The organism is Sinorhizobium garamanticum (genome assembly GCF_029892065.1).
GTDB lineage: Bacteria > Pseudomonadota > Alphaproteobacteria > Rhizobiales > Rhizobiaceae > Sinorhizobium > Sinorhizobium garamanticum.
This window is the reverse complement of the sequence record NZ_CP120373.1, coordinates 3,657,438-3,680,271: the sequence shown is the minus strand read 5'-3', so window position 1 is coordinate 3,680,271 and position 22,834 is coordinate 3,657,438. Positions and strand designations below refer to the sequence as shown.

Here is a 22,834-nt window from a genome sequence, read left to right as displayed (position 1 = left end):
AACGAGGCCCGCCTTCTTCCATTGTCGTAAGCGGACCGGACGTCTTTGCCGACCGGTCCATTTCTTTAGACCGAGTAGTACATGTCGTATTCGACCGGATGCGGCGTCATTTCGAAGCGCATGACCTCCTGCATCTTCAATTCGATGAACGAATCGATCTGGTCGTCGTCGAAGACGCCGCCGGCCGTCAAGAACTTGCGATCCTTGTCGAGGCTTTCAAGCGCTTCGCGCAGGCTGCCGCAAACGGTCGGGATCTTCTTGAGTTCCTTCGGCGGCAAGTCATAGAGGTCCTTGTCCATCGCCTTGCCCGGATGAAGCTTGTTCTTGATGCCGTCGAGGCCTGCCATCAGCATCGCCGCGAAAGCGAGGTAGGGGTTCGCGCTCGGGTCGGGGAAGCGGACTTCGACGCGCTTTGCCTTCGGGTTGCTGCCGAACGGAATGCGGCAGGAAGCCGAGCGGTTGCGGGCCGAATAGGCGAGCAGAACCGGCGCCTCATAGCCCGGAACGAGACGCTTGTAGGAGTTCGTCGAGGGGTTGGTGAAGGCATTGAGGGCTTTGGCGTGCTTGATGATGCCGCCGATGAAATAGAGGCAGGTTTCCGAAAGCCCGGCATATTCGTCGCCAGCGAAGGTCGGCTTGCCGTCCTTCCAGATCGAGAGGTGGACGTGCATGCCGGAACCGTTGTCGCCGAACACCGGCTTTGGCATGAAGGTCGCGGTCTTGCCGTAGGCGTTGGCAACCTGGTGCACAACGTATTTGTAGATCTGCATCTTGTCGGCGTTGCGAACAAGCGCATCGAACTTGACGCCAAGCTCGTGCTGCGCTGCGGCCACTTCGTGGTGATGCTTTTCAACCGTGACGCCCATTTCGGCAAGCACGGTCAGCATTTCGGAGCGCATGTCCTGGCAGCTATCGATCGGGGGTACCGGGAAGTAGCCGCCCTTGATGCGCGGACGGTGACCGAGGTTGCCGGTCTCGTAATCGGTATCGTCGTTGGACGGCAGTTCGGAGGAATCAAGCTTGAAGCCGGTGTTGTACGGGTCGGCCTTGTACTTCACGTCATCGAACACGAAGAATTCCGCTTCCGGACCAACGAAGACCGTATCGCCGATGCCGGAGGCCTTGAGATAGGCTTCCGCCTTCTTCGCGGTGCCGCGCGGGTCGCGATTGTAGGCCTCGCCCGAAACCGGATCGAGAATGTCGCAGAGGATGACCATGGTCGACTGGGCGAAGAACGGGTCCATGTGAGCCGTTTCCGGGTCAGGCATCAGCACCATGTCGGACTCGTTGATCGCCTTCCAGCCGGAAATCGAGGAGCCGTCGAACATGACGCCATCGGCGAACATATCTTCGTCGACGCAGACGACATCCATCGTCACGTGCTGCAGCTTGCCCTTCGGGTCGGTAAAGCGCAGGTCGACGAACTTGACGTCGTTGTCCTTGATTTGCTTCAGAACTTCACTCGCAGTCGTCATTTTTTGTAAGTCCCTGTTTTGAGATGACGAGGTTTGAAAAATTGGGGCCGGACGGCCCCACAGGATTTGATGGCGTGATTACGTGATTAGATGGCGTCGAGGCCAGTTTCGCCGGTGCGGATTCGGATGACTTCTTCCACGTTGGACACGAAAATCTTTCCATCACCGATGCGCCCGGTCTGCGCGGCATTGCGAATGGCCTCGATGACGGCCTCTGCGTTTTCGTCTGCCAGCACGACTTCGACTTTTACCTTCGGCAGGAAGTCCACGACATATTCGGCGCCTCGGTAAAGCTCCGTATGTCCCTTCTGTCGCCCGAAGCCCTTTGCTTCCGTGACGGTGATCCCCTGCAAGCCGACTTCCTGAAGGGCTTCCTTCACTTCGTCCAGCTTGAAGGGTTTTATGATCGCTTCGATCTTTTTCATGAGAAAATGTCTCTCCGCTTCTCCCTTTAAAGCAGGTTCATGCCCGCTCGGCCTCCAATATGCACGTAGCGTGCCAGTTTTGTCGCAGAATGAAACCCCGGATGGTGAATTTTCACAGCTTGATCGGAGACCGTGCGGGATTGCGCTCCGCCTCCTCGGTCATTTTGCCTATTTTTTATGAAAGATGACCATCTGATGCTGGCAAAATTGCTGCGACGGGCTCCATAAGCACGTTATTTAAGCACCAATAATGTGCAATTGCATAAAAAATGCTCATTTTGTTTGGTGGCGGACCTTCTTGCCTTGAGGCGTTCTGCGCGGTTAGATCTAGTTCATGCTTGACTCGCTCCGAGACGTTCTGGTGACTCCGGCCGAAATGACGGCGATCGACGATGCGGCCGCCGCTTCGGGCATCGATAGCTTCGCGTTGATGCGTTCAGCCGGAATGGCGGTGTCGGCGGCCGCATTGCGGCTCTTTCCGGAAGCGCTTCGTTTCGTCGTGCTTTGCGGGCCCGGCAACAACGGCGGTGATGGTTACGTCGCAGCTTCCGCACTCGTGGACGGAGGTGCCGACGTGGCGGTGTTCGCGCTCGGTAATCCGGAGACGCTGAAAGGCGACGCAGCGCGAGCACAAGGTGCTTGCCCACTGGCGGTGCAACCGCTTGCCGCCTACGAGCCTCAGCTTGGTGACGTTGTTATCGATGCCTTGTTCGGGGCAGGGCTTACGCGCGATCTTCCGGCACAGGCGCAAGGAACCATTGCGCGGGTGAGTGAGAGCCACGTACCGGTAATCGCCGTCGACCTGCCCTCGGGCGTCGACGGGCGCACGGGGGAGATCCGCGGTGCGAGCTTCACTGCGGTACACACCGTCACATTCATGGCTCGCAAACCCGGCCATCTGCTCATGCCCGGTCGCGTCCGCTGCGGCACCCTGGAGGTGTTCGACATCGGCATCCCGGCGCGGCTGGTCAGCGATGGGGCCGGTGACTTGCGGCTCAATACACCTACCATATGGGGCTCGCACGCCAGCACTCTTGATCCGGCTACGCACAAGTACAGACGGGGCCACCTCGGCGTGCTTTCGGGCGGTTCACTCTCGACAGGTGCGGCGCGCCTGTCGGCAACTGCAGGCCTTGCGGCAGGCGCCGGTCTGGTGACGCTGGCGTCACCAGCGGAAGCGCTCGCGGTTAATGCGTCCCACCTTACCGCAGTAATGCTCAGGGAAATTCAGGGCACGGACGACCTTGCGACTTGGCTCAAGGACAAGCGGGTGAACGCATTCGTGCTCGGGCCTGGCTTCGGCGTCGGCAAGAAGGCGAGGGGCTTTGCCCTGATGCTCTGCGATCGGGCGCTGGTCCTCGACGCCGATGGAATGACCTCCTTCGAGAAGGACCGAACGGAACTCTTTGAGCGTGCCGCCAGCGGGGGTCAGTTGGTGATGACCCCGCATGAGGGCGAGTTCGCGCGGTTGTTTCCCGAGATCGCCGCGGATGCGGCGCTGTCCAAGATTGAAAAGGCGCAAGCCGCCGCGAGAATGAGCCACGCAGTTGTCGTTTATAAAGGACCCGACACGGTCGTCGCCGCTCCATCGGGCCGCGTCGTCGTCAACGCCAATGCTCCGCCGTCCCTCGCCACAGCGGGATCGGGCGACGTCCTTGCCGGCATTATCGGCGCCCACTTGGCTCAAGGCATCCCGGCCTTCGAGGCCGCCGCCGCGGCGGTCTGGCGTCATGGGGAAGCCGGGACGCGCGCAGGTCGCAGCATGACGGCGGAGACGCTCGTCGAATGCATTCCGCCGCTTCCGTAACTACCGCCTATTTCCCCAAAATCGCAGCCGTTTGAGATAAAACCCACAGCAATTCAAAGCGCTGCAGCGTCCCTTGCGCGTCTGATAGGGTGCGCGGCGCTGCAGAAGCGAGAAGGAGCCTCAGCCGCGCGTGCCCTTGGCGATCGGCTCCTGATAGGTGAAGCCAAGGTCCCAGGGGAAATAGATCCAGGTGTCCTGGCTGACTTCCGTCACGAAAGTGTCGACGAGCGGGCGTCCCTTCGGCTTTGCATAGACGGCGGCGAAATGGGCCTTCGGCAGCATCGCGCGCACCTCGGCGGCGGTCTTGCCAGTGTCCGTCAGGTCATCGACGATCAGCACACCCTCGCCGCCATCCTTGGCGATTTCCGGGGAAATGCCCTTGAGGACCTTCATTTGGCCCTGCGTGTCATAGTCGTGATAGGAGGCGATGCAGACGGTCTCGATCATGCGGATGTTGAGTTCGCGGGAGATGATTGCAGCCGGAACGAGCCCTCCGCGGGTGATACAGACCATCGCACGCCATTCCTGTCCGTTGTCGGCCAGCCGCCACGCGAGCGCGCGGGCATCGCGGTGGAACTGATCCCAGGAGACTGGAAAGGCTTTATCAGGAAGGGACATGTGCGGGCTCCGGCTTCAAGTCGAATACTAGCTGAGAAGGGCTGCGGCGGACCAGGAGGTCGCACAGCGCGCTTCGTCACGATTTGGATATGCAATACTGAAAATGAAGCCCGGAGCGCAAGGGCCGGCAAGGCTTGTCCAGCAATCGCTGGCTTCCGGCGCTCGTCCGCTCGTCGAACACCGATGATCCGCTAGCGAGAACGAGCAATCGTCTCGATCATCGCTACGACATCGGCTTCGGCCGCGGCGAGCACCCCAGCCTCGCGAGCGCGGATGACGATATCGGTCGAGAAGTTCTTGCCGTCGAACTTGGGGTAGGAGCCAATGCTCGTTTCCGGATGTTTCTTCTGAACCTCTGCCAAAGGCCCGCCGATATCGCCTTCGCCATAGGGCGAACGGACTGTGCGTGAGAGGACCGGAGTGCCTGCCGGGAGGCTGGGCAGCAAGCTGTCAAGCATCGCCTGAAAGACCTGGGGCACGCCGGCCATCACGTAGACGTTGGCGATTCTGAAGCCGGGCGCCGTCGATACGGGATTGGAAATATGGGTGGCGCCAACCGGCATGCGTGCCATCCGTCTGCGCGCATCGGTAAACTCCATGCCGCGGCGTTCATACATGGCGCCAAGCAACGCCATTGCCTGCGGGTCGTGGATACACTCGACACCGAACGCCCTGGAGACGGCGTCGGCGGTGATGTCGTCGTGTGTCGGCCCGATCCCGCCGGACGTGAAGACATGGTCATAACGGCCGCGCAAGGCGTTGACGGCATCGACAATTGCCTCTTCGTCGTCCGCCACGATGCGAACCTCTCGCAGATCGATGCCGACCATGGTCAGCATGTCCGCCAGGTGGCCGATATTCTTGTCCTTCGTTCGACCGGACAGAAGCTCATCGCCAATGGCAAGCATGGCGGCGGTGACGATCGTGGCAGTGGTCATTGATGCTCCTGACTTGTTGGCGATCGTCCAGTCTGTCGACCGCGCATTTGCTGGCGACCACGTGCGTTTTGATAAATCCTGCCGCGGGTGACGATCAAGTGTAATTGCCTGACAGGAGCATCATGATGGCAAAAGTACTTGGTTCTCCACTATTCCGCCTATGGGCATATCGAAACGATGGCCTACGCCGTCGCGGAGGGCGCCAGATCGACCGCGCAGATGTTGCCGTAAAGCGCGTGCGCGAACTCGAAGCCGCCTGTTACCAGGGCGCGCATGTCGCGAAGATCGCCGCAAGGTTCGCGTCCTGATGTTTCCGTTATAGGCACCCTTCGGCGCGGTACGGCGAGGACTGCGCCTTGAAGTTTCGCGAAGGCTTCGAAAGGTGGTCAAAATCATCGCAAAAGTGGCCTAGCAGCGTCATTTTGTGCTAACATCGCGACCGTTCGGCATGCAAATGCCATTGATAAGGAGGAGCAGCAAGGACCGTGCGGCAACGGTCCGCCGGGGGCAGGAACTGTCCCGGGAAATCCAGGGGAGTGAAGAATGGCGCGAATCACTTATTCGATCGTTCCACACGACGGAGGCTGGGCATATAAAGCAGCCGACGCGTATTCAGAGCCCTTTCCCAGTCGCGAGATGGCACTGGCGGCCGCAAAGGCCGCAGCGGCCGAACAGCAAGTCGGCGGCGACGACGAGGAAATCAGCTTCCAGGATGAGAAGGGAAATTGGCATTTCGAACACGCCGATGGGGGAGATCGACCTGAAGCAACCGTCGAGGATGGCTGAAGATGCTTAAAGGGGCAGTTGAGTCCGAGCGTATTCGCCCCTGACGACGCCGTCCCCGTACGCGGCGACAACGCGACGGAGGATTTCCATGCATTATAGCGTTCAAATCTTCACCTGGACCGCCCGCTTGGGCGTTCATCAGGTCGGATCGGTTATCGAAGTTGACGCACCCAATCCGAAGGCAGCGGCGGTCTCGTTGCTTGGTTTGAGGTTGGACGACAACGGAAAATCGTCGAAACTGGCGGTCAGAGTGTGGCGAGGAGAAGACGCCTACAAGGCTGACTGCGATTGCTTTTACTACCACTGAGACCGGTCCGGAATCTCACCGCGAGATGTTGTGACGTGTCGCCTCGCGCAAGCTTGATATCCCCACCATTCGTGCCGAACGAATGACGGGATGTTTTGTGCGCGCCGCGCGGCTTCAATCGTCCGGCGTGCAGACCCTGAATCGATGGCCGTCAGGATCAAGAGCGACGAATGTTCGGCCGAAGACCGCCGTCATCAGTTTCTGCTCTATCGTCACACCCACTCGGCGCCAAGCGTCGTAAAGCCGCTCAACGGCGGCATCGTTCTCCACCATGAACGCGAGTTCGGTGCGGTTGCTTTCCCGGACGTGTGGAAATTTTCCGCGCTCGTCGACCACAGCCCCAAGCTGACGCCGCCATCAAATTCGAACGCGGCATAGGTGGGAAACAACGCCGACGGCTGGCGGCCAAGCAGACGCGAATAGAAGGCCGAGCTTTCCGCAGGATCCTGAACATACAAGAGAATGAGATTGGGCTTGAGCAAAATTGTCTCCTTTTTCCGACAGTAGGGGTTATAGGAGACGATGCTGTCAGTTTCTGTCAGCATCCTCGCGCGGAAGTAAAAACAATCGAAGCGAGGTGCGCGTACGAAACGTATTATCTCAGTTACGAAGCTGATGTCGCAACATATTGGTGTTCAATATTCTTTTAAGGACGTATCCGGTCCGTCGGTGCCCTGTGATTTCTTCCCCAGAAGGAGGGCCTTCCAAGCCACGCGTCGGCCAGGCGTTTCCTGATCATGTAGTTCGGCCTGGCGTTCTACGATGGCGCGGGCAAAAGCTTCCTTCATCGCATCGATGCGACGGCGCCTTTCCTCCGGTTCGTTGCGGCTGAGTGGAGCGGCCGTCATCACACGAAACTCCTGGCCTCTCGGGACCTGCGCACGAACAGGCGCCCAGCTGTGAGAAGATGAAGCTCATTGGTGGTTCCGGCCTGATAGGCCTCGATCAGCATTCTGCCGTACCTTTGCGCGGGCGCACTGTCGCGCGGCCACCGATGCTCGTAGCAGAGGCGATCGAATACACGCTGAAGCGTGTCCAGGTCTTCCGGAAACAAAGGCACGTCAGATGACGCTTGCAGTGGACGCACGCCAGTACCCTCGGTCAGCAATGCAAGGACAAAATTTCGAGGCAGCCTAGATTGCCAGCAAAGGGCGGTGATTGAACCCCTGGCGAATCAGGGGTTCGCGCAATTTTTCGCTCGGGATGGAGATCACTCCAACCTGTCGGTGACACAGCGCTACATGAAGCTGTCGCCCTCGGCTCTCGACGACGTGGCGGCGGCGCTTGAACCAACGGCAGCTCCGAAGCTGCGGGTCGTGAACGACGACTGATCGAATGAGGGGCCTCGGTGGGAAACTACCGAGGCTGGATCCTCGCAGCTGCCCAAGATCCAATGCAGTGGTCAAGGGTAACGCCTACGTGCGGCGCCGAGCCCTCATTCGTCGTAACAACCTAGGTGGATTTACCACGAAGGCTAGCACTACCGCTGTGACGACCGGTATATACGCGGGGGTGCCTGTAGCTGCACTAAACAGAGCGGCCAAGATCATCGCCAAACCGACATAGATGCCAAGGGACATCGGTCCCGAGATGATGCCCCATAGAAGATCAGCAAGATGCGCCTTCCACCTTATGTCCGAGAACGCCATCGTTTGAAGTCCACAGTTAGAGAGTGATGGTGCGGACGGCGGGGATCGAACCCGCACGGGCGTTGCCCGAGGCATTTTAAGTGCCTTGCGTCTACCGATTTCGCCACGTCCGCTCCGGGTTCCTCTTTAGCGAAATCCATAGGAAATACAACGGCCTTCCGTGTGACAAACCCGTGTGACAATCTATGTTACGCGGTGCCCCTGTGGCAGATCAGGTGATGCTAAATCGCTAGTCTTTTCAAGGCGCTGGCTTTTGGCGGAACCCGGATTTAGGGACTTAAAATCCGTCGCCTTATCAAAGGTTTACGGGTTCGATTCCCGTCGTCCGCACCAAGGCCCTTTGTGCAGCCGAGCCGTCAATCAGCCGGCGATTTTGCGCAACAGCGTTTCAAGCTGACCGAGGTCGGCGATTTCATGAAAACGCGGATGGTCTTCCGGTTTCTCGTGATATTCGAAGGACCAGGTGAGGGCGTGCGGGACATAGACGCCCCAACTGCCCGCTGCCAGCGCAGGGACGATGTCCGACTTCAGCGAATTGCCGACCATGAGGCTCCTCGACGGACCGTCGCCGTGTTGCGAGAATATCCTCTCATAGGTGGACATGGTCTTGTCGCTGACGATCTCGATGGCGGCGAAGAAGTCGCCAAGGCCGGAGGCGGCGAGCTTCCGTTCCTGATCGAAAAGGTCGCCCTTGGTGATCATGACGAGGCGAAAGCGTCCGGCGAGAGCCTCCAGCGTCTCCTGGACGTTTGGCAGCGGTTCGACCGGATGGCCAAGCATTTCCCGTCCGGCGGCGAGGATTTCGGCAATCACGGACGGCGGCAGGTTGCCGCCGGTTACTTCGAGCGCCGTCTCGATCATCGACAGGGTGAAGCCCTTGATGCCGAAGCCATAGAGGCCGAGATTGCGCTTTTCGGCCGCGAGCAATCTCGCAGGCAGCTCCTTCGGGTCGGTGTGGTCCTTCAGCAAATCGACGAAGCGCTCCTCTGTGAGGCGATAGAACTGTTCGTTCTGCCACAGCGTATCGTCGGCATCGAAACCGATTGTCGTAATTCTGTTCGGCATGGACCTATTGCGCGGCGATCTTGAAGGGCTGGTCGACAGTTGCGCTCTTGCCGCTGTTGATATCATTGAAATGGAAGCGCAGGACGTAGTCGCCGGCGGGGGCGCCAGTCACGTCGATCGTCAGGGTCGAGTAGATTTCCTGGTTGCGCTGGTAGCCCGTGAAGGTGAAATCGCCGAATGCCTTTTGGCTGGCAAGGATTTCGCCCTTTGGGTTGAGGATATCGAAATCCACCGTGAAACGCGTCTGGATCTTGCCCTTGACGCTCGCTTCCTTCCAGGTGAGCCCAACCGGCTCGACATAGGATACGATGGCTTCTCCGGCTTTGAAGGTGGGATCGGCTTTGGGCTCGTACATGGCGTAGCCCGCTGGCTCGGCCGTGACGAAGACCGCCTTGCCGATCGCGAAGGGAAGCGTTTGGGAAAAGTCGCTCACTGCCTGCCGCAGCGTCTCCCGGGCACCCGCCGCGTCTCCCGAGGTCGCCTGCTGTTCCGCTTTCGTGGCGGCATCGGAAAGTGGACCGGCCAGGGCGGCCGCATCGGTCGTCCCCACGATCGCGGCAGTCATTGTTGCAAGCAAGAGCAGGCGTTTCGGCATTGTATTCCTCCCCTGTGCCCATTGCCTCAAGACTTTCGGTATTTGCCACGCCAAGTCAAGGCATTGCCAAGTCGACGTAAATCAAGCCGCTCAGTGCTTCCAGAAGATCGGGGTCAGGATGACGAGAACGGTCAGGACTTCGAGGCGCCCGAGCAGCATCATCAGCGACAAAAGGTAGAGTTCCGGGTCCTCGAGCGTCGAGAAGTTGCCGGCCGGGCCGATAATGCTGCCGAGGCCGGGACCGACATTGGAAAGGCAGGTGATGACGGCGGAGACGGCCGTGACCAGGTCGTAGCCAAGCGCGCCCATCATCAGGCTGCCGAAAACCCAGAGCAGGATATAGGTTATGAAAAACAGGAAGATGGCGCGCTGCGTATCCGCATCGACGGTATTGTTGCCGTAGCGCACCGCATAGATCGCATTCGGATAGACGAGCCTGTTCAACCCGGAGCGGATCGCGTTGAAGAGCACGACAAAACGATAGGCCTTGATGCCGCCGGCAGTCGAGCCGGAACAACCGCCCATGAAGGTGGCGATAAACGCGGTCATGACGACGAACGGACCCCAAAGACTATAGTCTTCGCTCGCATAGCCGCTGGTCGAAAGGATCGAAGTGACATTGAAGAAAGAGTGTGCCAGCGCCAGATGAAATTCGACGCCGTTTGCAAGCCGATGATAGACGGCGACGGCCACCGAAAACGCGGTGAGATAGCCGAGAAAGACGGTGATTTGCGGATCGCGCAGCGCGTCGAGGCGCCCGCGGACGACGAGCACGATCAGGATGGAGAAGGGCAGGCTGCAAAGCGTCATGAAGAACGTACCGGTCCACAGCAGTGGAATGCTGCCGAAATAGGCAAATGACGCATCGTGGGTTGAAAAGCCGCCGGTGGCGACGGTCGACATTGCGTGATTGATCGCGTCGAAGCGGTTCATGCCGGTCATGCCGTAGCTGATCGCGCAGAGCAGTGTGATCGTCACATAGATGGCGAGGAAGGCGCGGCTGAAGCTTGCGATGCGGGCGAATGGCTTGTCGCCCGTGTCGGAGGACTCCATCTTGAAGAAGGACATGCCGCCGACGCGCAAGTAGGGAATGATGAAGAGGCCGAGAACGACGATCCCGATGCCGCCCAGCCAGCAAAGAAGTGAGCGCCAGAGCAGCAGTCCAGGTGGAGCATTGTCGAGCCCAACGATGACGGTCGAGCCAGTGGTCGTAACCGCGGAAACGGATTCGAAGAGCGCTTGAGCGAAATCAAGATCGAGCGAGGAGAGCCAGAGCGGGATTGCGCCGACGACCGAGAAGACGAACCAGAGCAGATTGACCAGAAGGAAGCCGAATTTTTTCGAGAACGGTGGAGGTCCCGCCCGGGTCGCCATGAAGGTCGCCGCAGAGAGACCACCAGTTAGGAAGGCCGTTACGGCGAAGATCTCCCAGTCCGCATGTCCGTAGTAGAGGTCGACGAGAGCAGGGATCAACATCGCGCCGGAAAGGTAGAGACCGAGGATTGCCGCGATGTGGACAGCGTGCCGAAACAGGGTTGCATTCAAGCTTCGATTTCCCGGAAACAGTTGTCGAACAGGCCGGTGGCCGCCCGCTGGCATAGTGGCTTGCCCGATCGATTCGTGTCAAATCGATGGCCTCACACGAGGCAATGTGCGATAGCGTCAGGCATCGGCAAACGCAACGGATGACCCTAAATTATGAAGCAGGAAGTTGAAAATGCGGCGCTCGCACTCCGTGAAATCTTTCCGGCAACGCCGCTGCAACTCAACGATCACCTCAGTGCCCGCTACGGCGCGACGGTCTATCTGAAGCGTGAGGATCTTTCGCCCGTGCGCTCCTACAAAATCCGCGGCGCCTTCAATTTCTTCCGCAAGGCTCTTGCCGCCGGGGCCGCGGGAAAGACCTTCGTTTGTGCCTCGGCTGGAAACCATGCGCAGGGTTTTGCTTTTGTCTGCCGTCACTTCGGCGTTCCGGGCGTCGTCTTTATGCCGGTGACGACGCCGCAGCAGAAGATAGACAAGACACGCATGTTTGGTGGCGAGTTCATTACGATCCGCCTCTTCGGCGACATTTTCGACCAGTGCTATCAGGCGGCGCGCGACCATGTCGAAGCGATTGCCGGCGTCATGGTGCCGCCCTTCGATCATGCAGACATAATCGAAGGGCAGGCGACCGTAGCCGCCGAAATTGCCCAGCAACTACCGGGAGGCGTCATTCCCGATCTTGTCGCCCTGCCCGTGGGCGGTGGTGGCCTGTCCGCCGGTGTCACCGGCTATCTCGCCGACACGCTTTCGACGGATCGTTTCGTATTTTGCGAGCCGGCGGGAGCGCCAAGCCTGAAGCGGAGCCTCGAGACCGGCAGCGTGGTTACACTCGACCAGGTGGACAACTTCGTCGATGGTGCGGCTGTCGCGCGCGTTGGCGACCTGAACTTCGCTGCGCTGGCGGCCTTTGCGCCGGAGCAGGTGATGTTGCTGCCGGAGAACGCGATTTGCTTGACGATCATCGACATGCTGAACGTCGAGGGTGTGGTTCTGGAGCCCGCCGGTGCTCTTTCCATAACAGCGCTGGAGATCCTCGGTCGCGAACGGCTGAAAGGCAAAACAGTGGTTGCCGTCGTATCCGGAGGCAACTTCGACTTCGAGCGCCTCCCCGATGTAAAGGAGCGGGCGATGCGGCATGCCGGGCTCAAGAAATATTTCATCCTGCGCATGGCCCAGCGCCCCGGCGCGCTACGCGATTTCCTCAACCTGCTCGGCGACGAAGACGATATTGCGCGGTTCGAGTATTTGAAGAAGTCGGCGCGCAACTTCGGCTCCGTCCTCATCGGCATAGAGACCAAGCACGCAGAGAACTTCCCGGCCCTGAAGGCGCGCTTCGATGCGGCCGGCCTGCGCTATCAGGACATTACCGAGAACGAGATTCTCGCCAATCTCGTCATTTGATCTCAGCATCGAGCAGGTGGACGGGATTGCACGCACTTAGCCTTTGACAGCGTCGGCGGCCGCGGCTAACCATGAGTCATGGCATCGTTTTTCTCGAAATTGTTCGGCTTCTCCGGTGGCTCCAAAGAAGAAGCGGCGCAGGCCGTTGGCAAGACGGAATCCTATGGGGATTGCTTGATCCGCGCGACTCCCATGCGGGAGGGGCCGCAATATCGCCTGGCAGGCAGCATCGAAAAGACAATGCCCGATGCCACCGTGAAGGTGCGCACCTTCATTCGCGCCGATCTTTTCGCGTCCGAACAGGACGCCATCGATGCGGCTCTGCGAAAGGGTCGACAGATCGTCGACGAGCAACGCTCCTCACTCTTTGAGGACGACTCGCCATCCCGGCCGGTTTAGAGCCACGTCGCATAGGTTCGGCCGCTCATCGATGAATATTCTCGCATAACGTTGGGTGAGTGAGCTTTTCTCAGAGATTGAATGAGCTCCCTCCCATCGACAAGATAATCAGCGCGAGTACAGACGGGCTACGACGATGGGCCCGCATTCGGCCCACCTACGCGCCGCATCTTGGAGCCCTTCATGGTTAAATGGAAACAGTTCTGTTGGCTCAAACGGAGTCGACCGGCCGGCGCGCGGCGTAGCCAAAGCATACGGCCAAGCCGGCCGGCCGATCAGGCGGCCCGTGTCAGCCAACCCGAAGGGCCGGGCATCTTTCCGCCAGGCTCAGAGGCGATCGGCTCGGACGTACATCCGGGTACGCCCCTTCGCCAATCGCCTCTGCCCTGACGAAAACCTGCTCCGGCAGAACTGCTTCCATTTAACCCTGAAGGGCTCTAGAGCCTGATACGGAATCGGGCGAAGCCCTCCGCGCCTTCGCCGGCTTCTTCGATCGCAACAGCTTTCACCTGCGGCAGGAACCGTCTTGCCTTTGGGCTGCTGTCGAAAAGCACGCTCGTGTCCTTGAGCGGCACGAATCTCCAGTTCGCATCGGCCGACGGGTTGATCGTTCCCTGTTCGACGATGTAGCGGACGATGACATCGCGGTTGGTGTCTGGCGCGACGAGGATCACCTTGTCGGAAGCGATGTCCGGGAAGTTGCCACCACCGCCAGCGCGATAGTTGTTGGTCGCCACCACGAACTTTTGCGCGGGGTCGATCGGCTTGCCGTCAAATTGCAGGTTCTGGATGCGCTTTGCCGCGGCGCTCACCAGATTGCCGTCCTTGTCGAACTTCGCCGGTTGTGAGAGGTCGATCTCATAGGTGACGCCGTCGATCACGTCGAAATTATAGGACGGGAAGCCCGCGTTGATCAGCTCCGCGTCGACGGATCCGGGCGCAACCTGATTGAAGATGCCGGCCGACATCTCGAGCCAATTGGCCACCTGGTCCCCTGTGATGACAACGGCCTGTACCGTGTTCGGATAGAGGTAGAGATCTGCAACGTTCTTGATGGCAATGTCGCCCGCTGGGACATCGGTATAGTAGTCGGCGCCTCCGCGACCGCCGGCCTTGAAGGGGGCGGCCGCGGACAAAACCGGTAAGTACTTGTGCTCCGTGTCCTTGAGCATGTCGCGGATGTACCAGGTCTGCGCCTGACTGACGATCTGGACCGACGGGTCGTCGGCAACAAGAGAGAAGTAGGAATAGAGCGGTGCCGAGGTTTTGCCGACGGGGGTGCGAACATAGGCGAGCGTCGCCTCGTGGTCCTTTGCTGCAGCTGCCAGGACCTCCGGCTTGTCGCCGACTTCGGCGATCACCTTCTTCTCCTCCCGCCGATAGATGGGGCGAGCCTCACTCGTCGAACTGACTACCCGCCACGCACTACCATCACGCTCGAGGAGTAGGTCTATCAGACCGAGATGCGAGCCCCAGAAGCCGCCCATCACGCCCGGCTTGCCGGAGATCAGTCCTTTCGTATTGTCGACACCGGCAAGGCCCTCGAATTTCGGTCCGGGAAAGTCGAGGTGGCTGTGACCGGTCACGATGGCGTCGATGCCGTCGACGGCAGCCAGAGGCACCGACGCGTTCTCGAGGTTTTCGGCATAGTTTTGCTGTCCGATCCCAGAGTGGGAAAGCGCGACGACGATGTCGGCGCCTTCCTCGCGCATCTGTGGCACCCAGGCTTCCGCCGCCTTGACGATATCGCGTGCGTTCGCCTTGCCCTCAAGATTCTTCGCGTCCCACGTCATGATCTGCGGTGGAACGAACCCGATCAGGCCGATGCGAATCGCATGTTCTTGGCCCGCGCCGTCCTTCACTTTGCGGTCGAGAATGACATAGGGCTTGAGGAAGAGCGCATCCTGACGTGCGTTCGCCGCAAGGGCGCCCTTGGTCAGGTTGGCGCAGACAATCGGAAAATTGGCGCCGTTCAGCACGTTGAACATGAAGTCCAGGCCGTAGTTGAACTCGTGATTGCCGAGCGTCCCGCAATCATAGCCAAGCACGTTCATCGCAGCGATGATCGGGTGCAGATCGCCTTCCTTCATGCCGCGCTCGTAGGCGATGTAGTCCCCCATCGGGTTTCCTTGAAGGAAGTCGCCGTTATCCACGAGGACGGAGTTGGTTGCCTCCGCTCGGATCGCATCGATGATGGAAGCAGTGCGGGCGAAGCCCACGGTGTCGTTTGGCTTGTCGCCGTAATAGTCGTAGGGGAATACATGGACGTGCAGGTCCGTCGTTTCCATGATTCGCAGGTGTGCCTGGTTGGCCGTGGCGCGCGCGGAAAAGGGATGAAGTATCGCCAGTGCAGAAGAGGCGGCGAGCCCGCCAAGCAGCGAACGGCGCGAAATGGCGTGAAGAGCGGTCATTGACGGCATCGCTGTCTCCATGTTGAAAAACTCTCCGCGGACGCGGTGGCAAGCCTGCAGTAACGTCTTGGAATACTGGGGACTATGGCCGAAGGAACCTGCAAGGCAAAGCGGCGGAATCTTGCCTATTTGACGCCGCCCCAGTACGGAATGGGTAAAGTTTTCTTCAAGGTTTAATTCTAAGAGACTGGCGAACAAAAACGGAAATCTCGGGTGCATGCCAAACGCCAATCTCATTCTCTTCATCGGCGAGGCACTGATCTACGTGGTGGCAATGATCTGGTTGCTGCATCTGCGTGGGCGCCTGGGCCTTGGCGTTTTCGTGGCGGCGCTCGGCGTGATGCATTTCATCGAAACCTATCTCGCCGCCGTCTTCTACGTTCAGCTGCCGTTCGGAGTGATCTCCCCAGGCTCTGCCGTGTTCTTTTCCGGCAAGCTCATGATGATCCTCCTCCTCTATGTGAAGGAGGATGCGGCGACGGTTCGTCAGCCTATCTACGGATTGCTTGCGGGGAACTTTCTGACAGTAGTCCTGAGCCTGCTGCTCAGGTTGCATGACACCGTATCCGTCGTTCCCAATCGTGTCGCCGACATTGCCTTCATCGATGAGATGGGATGGCTGATGGTCTGGGGTACGACGCTTCTGTATTTCGATTCTCTCATCATCATTCTGCTCTACGAGAGGCTCGGCCGTTGGTTCCGCCGGTTTGTTACGGCTCGGTTCCTGATCTGCGGCGTCGTGGTCCTGACCCTCGATCAGCTGGGATTCTATGCGGCGCTGCATTGGGTGAACGATGCGCCGGCGGATGTGTTCTGGGGCGGCTGGATGGCGAAGATGCTGGCGGCGCCGTTCTACGCGGTTGCCATAGGCGTCTACCTCAACGCATCGCGCCACCCGTTTCTGGCGATGTCCGATCGGCCGCTTGGCGATGTCTTCAATGATCTGACGTTTCGCGAGCGCTACGAGGATCTGCTGTCGCGCTCCGGTCAGGACACGTTGACCGGTGCACTCGATCGAAGCCGCTTCGAGGCCGAGGGCCAGCAGATGCTGCGCGATGCTGCCGCGAAGAATGCTCCCGTCAGCCTGATGATCATCGATGTCGATCACTTCAAGAGCGTCAATGATCGCTTCGGGCACATCGAGGGCGATCATGTGCTGCAGAATCTGGTCGCAACGGTGAAGGCGACAATCAGGCCGACGGATCGCCTGTTCCGCTACGGCGGCGAAGAATTCGTCGTACTGTGCCCTGGGCTCGCCTATCCGGACGCGCTTTCACGCGCCGAAGACATACGGCTCGCGGTCTACGGCCGCGTGACGACGCCGAACGGCGATCCGGTGACCGCCAGCATCGGTCTGTCATCGGCATTCGGAGACGGAAACGGCATTCGCGAGTTGTTGTCGCAGGCGGACTTGCGTCTCTATGCTGCCAAGAGCGGTGGCCGCAACCGAGTGGTCGGACGATAGTCGGCGCAGCGAGCGGCGCCGAAGATCTTCAGATGCCGACATTCGGCCGGTCGATAATCTCGCGAAGCGAGAAGCTGGAATTGATCTTCACGACATGCGGCAGGGCCGACAGCCAGTCCCGGTGAATCCGCTCGTAATCCTCCAGATCCTTGGCCGCCACGCGCAGGATGTAGTCGTATTCTCCCGACATCAGATAACAGACCAGCACATTGGGGCAGAGTTTTACGGCAGCCTCGAACTCGGCAAGCGTTTTGGCGAACTGGCCGGACAGCGAGATGTGCACGATGACCATGATCTTGTAGTCGAGCGCCTTGTGCGCGATGCGGGCATGGTAGCCGCTGATCGTGCCCGATTTTTCGAGGATGTCGACGCGCCGGGAGCAGGCGGAGGGGGAAAGGCCGACCTTCGCAGCGAGATCCGCATTGGATATCCTGCCGTTCTGCTGAAGTATGCGCAGAATCGCATGATCAATGGTGTCGAGCGCGCTCATTCGGGATTTCCTTCATCATTTCGCTTAAGTGCGCAATAATATTCGAAAGTAATGCGCTGTCAGGCATCTCTTTGCAAGGACATTCGCGGGACCATCTGTTTTGCTGGGCTCGTCATCAATGCGGCGCAAAGCCCACAGACAGGAGAGGAACGCTAGATGCGTGTCGGTTGCCCGAAGGAAATCAAAAACCATGAATACCGTGTAGGTCTGACGCCCGGTTCGGTACGGGAATATGTTGCCCATGGTCACGAGGTGATCGTCGAAACCAAGGCCGGGGCAGGGATCGGGGCAGACGACGACGCTTATCGCGCTGCAGGAGCGCGGATCGTTTCGACGGCCAAGGAAGTGTTCGAAAAGTCGGACATGATCGTCAAGGTCAAAGAACCGCAGCCTTCCGAATGGACCCAACTGCGGGAAGGCCAAATTCTCTACACATATTTGCATCTGGCGCCGGATCCCGAGCAGACGAGGGGATTGCTCAAGTCGGGCGTTACGGCGGTCGCCTACGAAACGGTTACGGATGAACGCGGTGGACTGCCGCTGCTTGCGCCGATGTCGGAGGTCGCCGGACGGCTTGCCATCCAGGCGGGCGCGACGTCGCTTCAGAAGGCGAACGGCGGCCGTGGCATCCTCCTCGGCGGAGTGCCGGGCGTGCTGCCGGCCAAGGTCGCGATCATCGGCGGTGGTGTTGTCGGCCTGCACGCCGCAAAGATGGCCGTCGGTCTTGGTGCGGACGTTTCGATCCTCGACCGTTCCATCCCGCGCCTGCGTCAGCTCGACGATATCTTCCACGGTCGCGTTCACACCCGCTTCTCGACGATCGATGCGCTCGAGGAGGAAGTCTTTTCCGCCGATCTGGTAATCGGCGCGGTGCTGATCCCAGGGGCTGCCGCTCCCAAGCTCGTCACGCGCGAAATGCTTTCCGGCATGAAAAAGGGCGCAGTCATCGTCGATGTCGCGATCGACCAGGGCGGTTGCTTCGAGACTTCGCACGCGACGACGCATTCCGATCCGACGTACGAGGTGGACGGCGTCGTGCATTATTGCGTCGCGAATATGCCGGGCGCGGTGCCGGTGACTTCGGCACAGGCGTTGAACAACGCCACGCTCTACTACGGCCTGCAACTCGCCGATCGTGGCCTCAAGGCGATCGCCGAGGACCGCCACCTGCGTGCCGGCCTGAACGTCCACAAGGGCCGCGTGACGAACGGGCCTGTGGCAGAGGCCCTCGGCTATGATGCCTACGCGCCCGAGGCTGTTCTCAACGTCGCCTGACACGATCACCTTGCTTGGCCCGGCGTCCAAGGCGCCGGGCCTGATCCTCATAGTCGCGCGGCGCCGCAGGTTCAGGCAATCTCGATACGGCACTGGTAACAGTTGTACTTGGCTGAACGCACGTGCACGTAGGCAACGTCCGTCCGAGCCAACAGTTCTTCGGCGCGCTCTGGCAGCCTTTCCACCGCAACGACGCCACCGGTTCCGTAGACGATGCGATCGTCGTTCCCGTATCCCCGCAACAGATACTCCTTGCTGGATGTGAGGATCGGCGGCAGCGCGTATTCGTCGTATGCGGGGCATTCGTCGGCGTGCAGGAAGATCGGTCCAGTCTCTGCGTAAGCTTGCACGGACGCGAACGGTCGATAAGCGAGGACAAGATACGACTTGCCACTATCGACGTTGCGCAGACAATGCCGGCAGGGAACGCCGGCGCCATCCGAAATACGCTGCTCAGGTTGGTTCCCATAGGCATCAAGACCACCACCGCGCAGTCGTTTTGCGTCGTCGTCGGGCATGGGGATGTAGTGTAGAGCCATGGCGGTTCTCCTCGTCAAAAGCAATCTTGGAGAAGATGGATGCGCCGTTTCGGGCCGTACCGACACCCGAAACTTGCCTATCGCATGTTCTAAGTCGGAGCCGATTTATCGAAAGAACGTGCAGGAATTCAAAGTGCTGCGGCGCCGTGCGCCTGAAGACACGCACGGCGCTTTATGAGTCAAAGTTTTTTTGCCAAGGCAAGCAACTCGGCGTCACTCAACGGTTCGACAATTGCCTCCCGCGTCGCAACCGGTGAAAAACCAAACTGCTGATAAAGCTGAAGGGCGCGCGGGTGGTCGAGATTGTTCGTCGTCACCTTGACCTTGCGCGGGTTCATCGCCCAGGCCGCCAGCAACGTCTGCAGCAGGAACCATTTGCCGAGACCGAGACCGAGCGCGTGTTCCATAAGGCCGAAATGGGTAAGTTCGATGACCTCGTTTTCGCGTTCGTGCAGTTCGAAGAAGCCGGCTGGTGCACCGTCGACATAGAGAACGGTGACTGTCGTCCCCTTGTTGTGGAGTACGTCTGCCAGTTCCTCGTCGCTCATTCGCAGGCGCTCCGTCCAATGCCAGCGCTTGCCGACGCGAAGGTAAAGGAAGCGGTAATAGGCGAGCGGGATGTCCGATACACGCAATACGGCCGTGTGGATATTGACGGGTATCGGCAGGCTTTGTTTCGGCGGCGACGTCATCTCGAGTTCGGTCACGTGCGCCGTGATCGCTGCAGGTTTCGATCCTTGCATGGCATTCACTCTCTGCCGGTCACTACAGGCGTGTCGGGCCGTCCGCCCCATTCCGACCAAGAGCCATCATAGAGCGTATTGTCCGTGTGCCCCAGCGATTGAAGGGCAAGGGTTATGATTGCCGCGGTGATGCCGGACCCGCAAGTGGTGACGACCGGCTGCGTCAGGTCGACGCCAGCATCGCTAAAGGTTTGGCGCAAGCTGTCGAGGCTCTTGAGCTTGCCTCCTTCAGAAAAGACGCCGGACGGCAGACTCTTGGCTCCAGGCATATGCCCCGAGCGCATGCCGGCCCGCGGCTCCGGTTCCTCGCCGGTGAAGCGGCCCGCGCCGCGCGCATCGGCAATCTGCGCGAGCCTGTTTCCTACAACATCCTTCATGCGCTCGAAGGAGGTGACGGCGGCCGCATTGAACGTGGCGTTGAAGACGCGTGGCGTCGGATTAGGGATTTCTCTGGTCGTCGGCCGTCCCTCCGCCTTCCAGCCATCCATCCCGCCATCGAGAACGAAGACGTCCTTTGCGCCCATGATCCGGAACATCCACCAAACGCGCGGCGCGGTGAAGATGCCGGGCCCGTCGTAAACGACGATTGTATCGTTCTCATTGATGCCCATAGCGCCGACGGCTTGAGCGAAGGCTTGCGGCGAGGGTAGGGTGTGCGGCAGTCCGCTTGATTGATCGGCGATCGCATCCTGATCGAAGAAAATGGCACCGGGAATGTGCGCGGCCTCGTATTCCGACTTCGGATCCCGGTTCTGTGCCGGCAGATACCAGGCAGCGTCCAGGATCTTCACGGAAGGATCGGCAAGGCGCTGCTGGAGCCAGTCCGCAGAAACGACAAAAGCGCTCCCGTTCTCATTGTTGTTGTTCATTGTCGTCACTCCTAGACTCAAACAGCCGCACGATCTTCCGGCGTTCCGAAGCGTATCCGAAAACGCCGATTCTCCTTGCCCTTCTTTTCGATCTTGGCGATGTGAATCGCGCCCACCTCCTGGGTTTCGGACACGTGCGTGCCGCCGCAGGGCTGGCTGTCGATGGCCGAGTCTTTTCCGATGCAGACGAGGCTCACCCTGCCAAGACCCATGGGCGGACGGACATTCTTCGATTTGACGATGCCCGGGTTGGCGGCGAGTTCTTCGTCCGTGATCCATTGCACGTAGACGGGGTGGTTCTCGTCGACGAGTTTCATGAGCGCAGCCGTCACTTGGTCCTTGTCGATTGTTTCGCTCATGTCGAAGTCGACGCGGCTTTCGTCCTCCCCAACGGCGGCGCCGGTGATCGGGAAGGGGCAAACGACGGAAAGCAGGTGGCAGGCGGTGTGCATGCGCATCAATCGGTATCGGCGCGGCCAGTCGATGTGGAGGATGAGCTTTTCGCCGATCGCCGGCGAAGGCTGACCCTCCGCCGCGACGTGTATGATGACGTCCTTGGTGTCGCCGTGCCGGGTGCTTGCGATCGCGATTCGGCTTCCGTCTCCGCGTTCGAGAAAGCCGGTATCGCCCGGCTGTCCGCCGGAGGTGGCGTAGAAGCACGTCTGATCAAGCTCGATCCCGCCATCATCGAGAATTCCGATCACGCTTGCCTCGCAGGTCGAGAGGTAGAAATCTTCACGGAAAAGGGCGGTAACGGTCTTGGTCATCGCAAATTTTATCCGACGGGTTCGTATGGCACGGTGATGCTCGAAGTCGTCTTCAGCCAGTTTGGCACCGGCAGGCCCTTGGACGTCAGAAAGTCCGGGTTGAAGAGCTTCGACTGATAGCGGTTACCATAGTCGCAGAGAATCGTCACGATCGTGTGGCCTGGGCCGAGATCCTTGGCGAGCCGCACCGCGCCGGCAATGTTGATGCCGGTAGAGCCCCCGACGCAGATCCCTTCCTTTTCGATCAGGTCGAAGACGTAGGGCACGGCTTCCGAATCGGGAATCTGGTAGGCGAAGTCCGGCGTGAAACCTTCAAGGTTGGCGGTGATACGGCCCTGACCAATGCCCTCGGTAATCGAACTCCCGCTCGCCTTGAGCTCGCCATGTGCATAGTAATTGTAAAGTGCGGCGCCTTCCGGATCGGCAATACCGATCTTGACCGCGGGATTTTTGGCGCGCAACCCTTGAGCCACGCCGGCGAGCGTGCCTCCAGAGCCCACGGCGCAGATGAAACCGTCGACCTTGCCGTCTGTGTCACGCCAGATTTCCGGCGCGGTCGTTTCCAGGTGCGCGTCGCGGTTCGCGACATTATCGAACTGGTTCGCCCAGATCGCGCCGTTCGGTTCCGTCTTTGCAAGTTCGGCGGCGAGCCGGCCCGAAATCTTCACGTAGTTGTTGGGATTCTTGTACGGCACCGCCGGAACTTCCACCAGTTCGGCACCCATTAGGCGCAACGCGTCCTTCTTTTCCTGGCTTTGCGTTTCGGGAATGACAATGACCGTACGGTATCCGAGCGCGCTGCCGACGACGGCAAGGCCGATTCCGGTGTTGCCCGCGGTGCCTTCTACGATGACGCCGCCGGGCTTCAACTGCCCGGATTTTTCCGCCTGGCGAATAATCCACAGGGCAGCTCGGTCCTTCACCGATTGCCCCGGATTGAGAAATTCCGCTTTGCCGAGGATGGTGCAGCCGGTGGCTTCGGAAACGGCCTGGAGCCGGATCAACGGCGTGTTGCCAATCGCTTCGAGCACGGACGGAAGAACGGTCATTTTGAAAACCTCACGCTGGACGGAACGGACGCCGGGTCTGAGCCCAGCATAATCCCTGATGAACGGCGATCCGATAAACATTTGGTTTACAGGCAAGATCGCCGAAATATTGGCGTGTTTTCGGCTCAGCCTGTGCACTAGGCAAGAAATAGCGTTTCGCAGCTAACCTGTCCCGGGCAAAATTCGTCTCGGTGGTCAAAAGGACGATCGAAGGTG

The 22,834-nt window shown here is 59.6% G+C and carries 25 protein-coding genes, 1 tRNA gene and 1 pseudogene; 9 read left to right on the top strand and 18 right to left on the bottom strand.

What is annotated here, in order from left to right:
• Positions 1 to 65: 65 nt before the first annotated feature.
• Positions 66 to 1,475 carry a type I glutamate--ammonia ligase gene (glnA, locus tag PZN02_RS17340; RefSeq protein WP_153436440.1) on the bottom strand — a complete coding sequence of 470 codons (1,410 nt, stop codon included), beginning with the start codon at positions 1,473 to 1,475 and terminating at the stop codon, positions 66 to 68.
• Positions 1,476 to 1,561: 86 nt separating this feature from the next.
• The gene (locus PZN02_RS17335; RefSeq protein WP_003528058.1) at positions 1,562 to 1,900 is read right to left on the bottom strand and encodes a P-II family nitrogen regulator; all 339 of its coding nucleotides are present in this window, start codon (positions 1,898 to 1,900) and stop codon (positions 1,562 to 1,564) included.
• Between the two features lie 334 nt (positions 1,901 to 2,234).
• Here PZN02_RS17335 and PZN02_RS17330 point away from each other — a divergent pair, with 334 nt between their 5' ends.
• Positions 2,235 to 3,707: an NAD(P)H-hydrate dehydratase gene (locus PZN02_RS17330; protein WP_280659173.1), complete on the top strand. Its 1,473-nt coding sequence runs from the start codon at positions 2,235 to 2,237 to the stop codon at positions 3,705 to 3,707.
• 120 nt (positions 3,708 to 3,827) lie between these two features.
• Here PZN02_RS17330 and gpt read toward each other — a convergent pair whose 3' ends face one another.
• Positions 3,828 to 4,325, bottom strand: a complete 498-nt coding sequence (gpt, locus tag PZN02_RS17325) for a xanthine phosphoribosyltransferase (RefSeq protein ID WP_280659172.1) — start codon at positions 4,323 to 4,325, stop codon at positions 3,828 to 3,830.
• 191 nt (positions 4,326 to 4,516) lie between these two features.
• Entirely contained in the window at positions 4,517 to 5,263 is a 747-nt protein-coding gene (locus tag PZN02_RS17320; RefSeq protein ID WP_280659171.1) for a competence/damage-inducible protein A, read from the bottom strand.
• A 177-nt stretch (positions 5,264 to 5,440) separates the two neighbouring features.
• On the opposite strand from PZN02_RS17320, the pseudogene PZN02_RS32235 reads away from it, so the two are divergent.
• From PZN02_RS32235 to PZN02_RS17305, 3 genes and pseudogenes are all read left to right on the top strand, one after another.
• Positions 5,441 to 5,511, top strand: a pseudogene (locus tag PZN02_RS32235) (NAD(P)H:quinone oxidoreductase); the annotation flags it as partial.
• A gap of 295 nt (positions 5,512 to 5,806) precedes the next feature.
• Positions 5,807 to 6,049 carry a DUF2188 domain-containing protein gene (locus PZN02_RS17310; RefSeq protein WP_136507022.1) on the top strand — a complete coding sequence of 81 codons (243 nt, stop codon included), beginning with the start codon at positions 5,807 to 5,809 and terminating at the stop codon, positions 6,047 to 6,049.
• 88 nt (positions 6,050 to 6,137) lie between these two features.
• Positions 6,138 to 6,356 carry a hypothetical protein gene (locus PZN02_RS17305; protein WP_180941222.1) on the top strand — a complete coding sequence of 73 codons (219 nt, stop codon included), beginning with the start codon at positions 6,138 to 6,140 and terminating at the stop codon, positions 6,354 to 6,356.
• Positions 6,357 to 6,470: 114 nt separating this feature from the next.
• Here PZN02_RS17305 and PZN02_RS17300 read toward each other — a convergent pair whose 3' ends face one another.
• The 3 genes from PZN02_RS17300 to PZN02_RS32150 all read right to left on the bottom strand — a co-directional run bounded on the left by PZN02_RS17300 (position 6,471) and on the right by PZN02_RS32150 (position 7,443).
• Positions 6,471 to 6,629 carry a VOC family protein gene (locus PZN02_RS17300; protein WP_280661531.1) on the bottom strand — a complete coding sequence of 53 codons (159 nt, stop codon included), beginning with the start codon at positions 6,627 to 6,629 and terminating at the stop codon, positions 6,471 to 6,473.
• 362 nt (positions 6,630 to 6,991) lie between these two features.
• Positions 6,992 to 7,207 carry a hypothetical protein gene (locus PZN02_RS17295; protein WP_425336256.1) on the bottom strand — a complete coding sequence of 72 codons (216 nt, stop codon included), beginning with the start codon at positions 7,205 to 7,207 and terminating at the stop codon, positions 6,992 to 6,994.
• Positions 7,204 to 7,443: a hypothetical protein gene (locus PZN02_RS32150; RefSeq protein WP_342394704.1), complete on the bottom strand. Its 240-nt coding sequence runs from the start codon at positions 7,441 to 7,443 to the stop codon at positions 7,204 to 7,206. Before PZN02_RS32150 ends, PZN02_RS17295 begins: the two co-directional genes overlap by 4 nt.
• A 67-nt stretch (positions 7,444 to 7,510) precedes the next feature.
• Here PZN02_RS32150 and PZN02_RS17290 point away from each other — a divergent pair, with 67 nt between their 5' ends.
• On the top strand, positions 7,511 to 7,687 hold the full coding sequence (locus tag PZN02_RS17290; RefSeq protein ID WP_280659170.1) for a hypothetical protein: 177 nt from the start codon (positions 7,511 to 7,513) through the stop codon (positions 7,685 to 7,687).
• 345 nt (positions 7,688 to 8,032) lie between these two features.
• On the opposite strand, the gene PZN02_RS17285 is transcribed toward PZN02_RS17290, so the two are convergent.
• From PZN02_RS17285 to PZN02_RS17270, 4 genes are all read right to left on the bottom strand, one after another.
• A tRNA-Leu gene (locus PZN02_RS17285) sits at positions 8,033 to 8,118 on the bottom strand.
• A 247-nt stretch (positions 8,119 to 8,365) separates the two neighbouring features.
• On the bottom strand, positions 8,366 to 9,070 hold the full coding sequence (locus PZN02_RS17280) for an HAD family hydrolase (protein WP_280659169.1): 705 nt from the start codon (positions 9,068 to 9,070) through the stop codon (positions 8,366 to 8,368).
• Positions 9,071 to 9,074: 4 nt separating this feature from the next.
• Entirely contained in the window at positions 9,075 to 9,665 is a 591-nt protein-coding gene (locus PZN02_RS17275; protein ID WP_280659168.1) for a hypothetical protein, read from the bottom strand.
• 90 nt (positions 9,666 to 9,755) lie between these two features.
• On the bottom strand, positions 9,756 to 11,210 hold the full coding sequence (locus tag PZN02_RS17270; RefSeq protein ID WP_280659167.1) for a TrkH family potassium uptake protein: 1,455 nt from the start codon (positions 11,208 to 11,210) through the stop codon (positions 9,756 to 9,758).
• A 153-nt stretch (positions 11,211 to 11,363) separates the two neighbouring features.
• Between PZN02_RS17270 and ilvA the strand changes: the two genes are divergently transcribed.
• Positions 11,364 to 12,611 (top strand): threonine ammonia-lyase, encoded by a 1,248-nt coding sequence (ilvA, locus tag PZN02_RS17265; RefSeq protein WP_280659166.1) that lies wholly within the window; start codon positions 11,364 to 11,366, stop codon positions 12,609 to 12,611.
• 78 nt (positions 12,612 to 12,689) lie between these two features.
• A complete protein-coding gene (locus PZN02_RS17260) occupies positions 12,690 to 13,010 on the top strand; it encodes an HlyU family transcriptional regulator (RefSeq protein WP_280659165.1) in 321 nt (106 codons plus the stop codon).
• Between the two features lie 437 nt (positions 13,011 to 13,447).
• Here PZN02_RS17260 and PZN02_RS17255 read toward each other — a convergent pair whose 3' ends face one another.
• A complete protein-coding gene (locus PZN02_RS17255) occupies positions 13,448 to 15,421 on the bottom strand; it encodes a bifunctional 2',3'-cyclic-nucleotide 2'-phosphodiesterase/3'-nucleotidase (RefSeq protein ID WP_280661529.1) in 1,974 nt (657 codons plus the stop codon).
• A gap of 217 nt (positions 15,422 to 15,638) precedes the next feature.
• Here PZN02_RS17255 and PZN02_RS17250 point away from each other — a divergent pair, with 217 nt between their 5' ends.
• On the top strand, positions 15,639 to 16,886 hold the full coding sequence (locus PZN02_RS17250) for a GGDEF domain-containing protein (RefSeq protein WP_280659164.1): 1,248 nt from the start codon (positions 15,639 to 15,641) through the stop codon (positions 16,884 to 16,886).
• Positions 16,887 to 16,914: 28 nt separating this feature from the next.
• Here PZN02_RS17250 and PZN02_RS17245 read toward each other — a convergent pair whose 3' ends face one another.
• Positions 16,915 to 17,376 (bottom strand): Lrp/AsnC family transcriptional regulator, encoded by a 462-nt coding sequence (locus tag PZN02_RS17245; protein WP_280659163.1) that lies wholly within the window; start codon positions 17,374 to 17,376, stop codon positions 16,915 to 16,917.
• A gap of 156 nt (positions 17,377 to 17,532) precedes the next feature.
• On the opposite strand from PZN02_RS17245, the gene ald reads away from it, so the two are divergent.
• Entirely contained in the window at positions 17,533 to 18,651 is a 1,119-nt protein-coding gene (ald, locus tag PZN02_RS17240) for an alanine dehydrogenase (protein ID WP_280659162.1), read from the top strand.
• A 71-nt stretch (positions 18,652 to 18,722) separates the two neighbouring features.
• Here ald and PZN02_RS17235 read toward each other — a convergent pair whose 3' ends face one another.
• From PZN02_RS17235 to PZN02_RS17215, 5 genes are all read right to left on the bottom strand, one after another.
• A complete protein-coding gene (locus PZN02_RS17235) occupies positions 18,723 to 19,190 on the bottom strand; it encodes a DUF1203 domain-containing protein (protein WP_280659161.1) in 468 nt (155 codons plus the stop codon).
• A gap of 179 nt (positions 19,191 to 19,369) precedes the next feature.
• Entirely contained in the window at positions 19,370 to 19,933 is a 564-nt protein-coding gene (locus PZN02_RS17230) for a GNAT family N-acetyltransferase (protein ID WP_280659160.1), read from the bottom strand.
• 5 nt (positions 19,934 to 19,938) lie between these two features.
• Positions 19,939 to 20,802, bottom strand: a complete 864-nt coding sequence (sseA, locus tag PZN02_RS17225; RefSeq protein ID WP_280659159.1) for a 3-mercaptopyruvate sulfurtransferase — start codon at positions 20,800 to 20,802, stop codon at positions 19,939 to 19,941.
• Between the two features lie 17 nt (positions 20,803 to 20,819).
• The gene (locus tag PZN02_RS17220) at positions 20,820 to 21,569 is read right to left on the bottom strand and encodes an alanyl-tRNA editing protein (protein ID WP_280659158.1); all 750 of its coding nucleotides are present in this window, start codon (positions 21,567 to 21,569) and stop codon (positions 20,820 to 20,822) included.
• An 8-nt stretch (positions 21,570 to 21,577) separates the two neighbouring features.
• Positions 21,578 to 22,618, bottom strand: a complete 1,041-nt coding sequence (locus PZN02_RS17215; protein WP_280659157.1) for a cysteine synthase A — start codon at positions 22,616 to 22,618, stop codon at positions 21,578 to 21,580.
• Positions 22,619 to 22,834 lie beyond the last annotated feature (216 nt).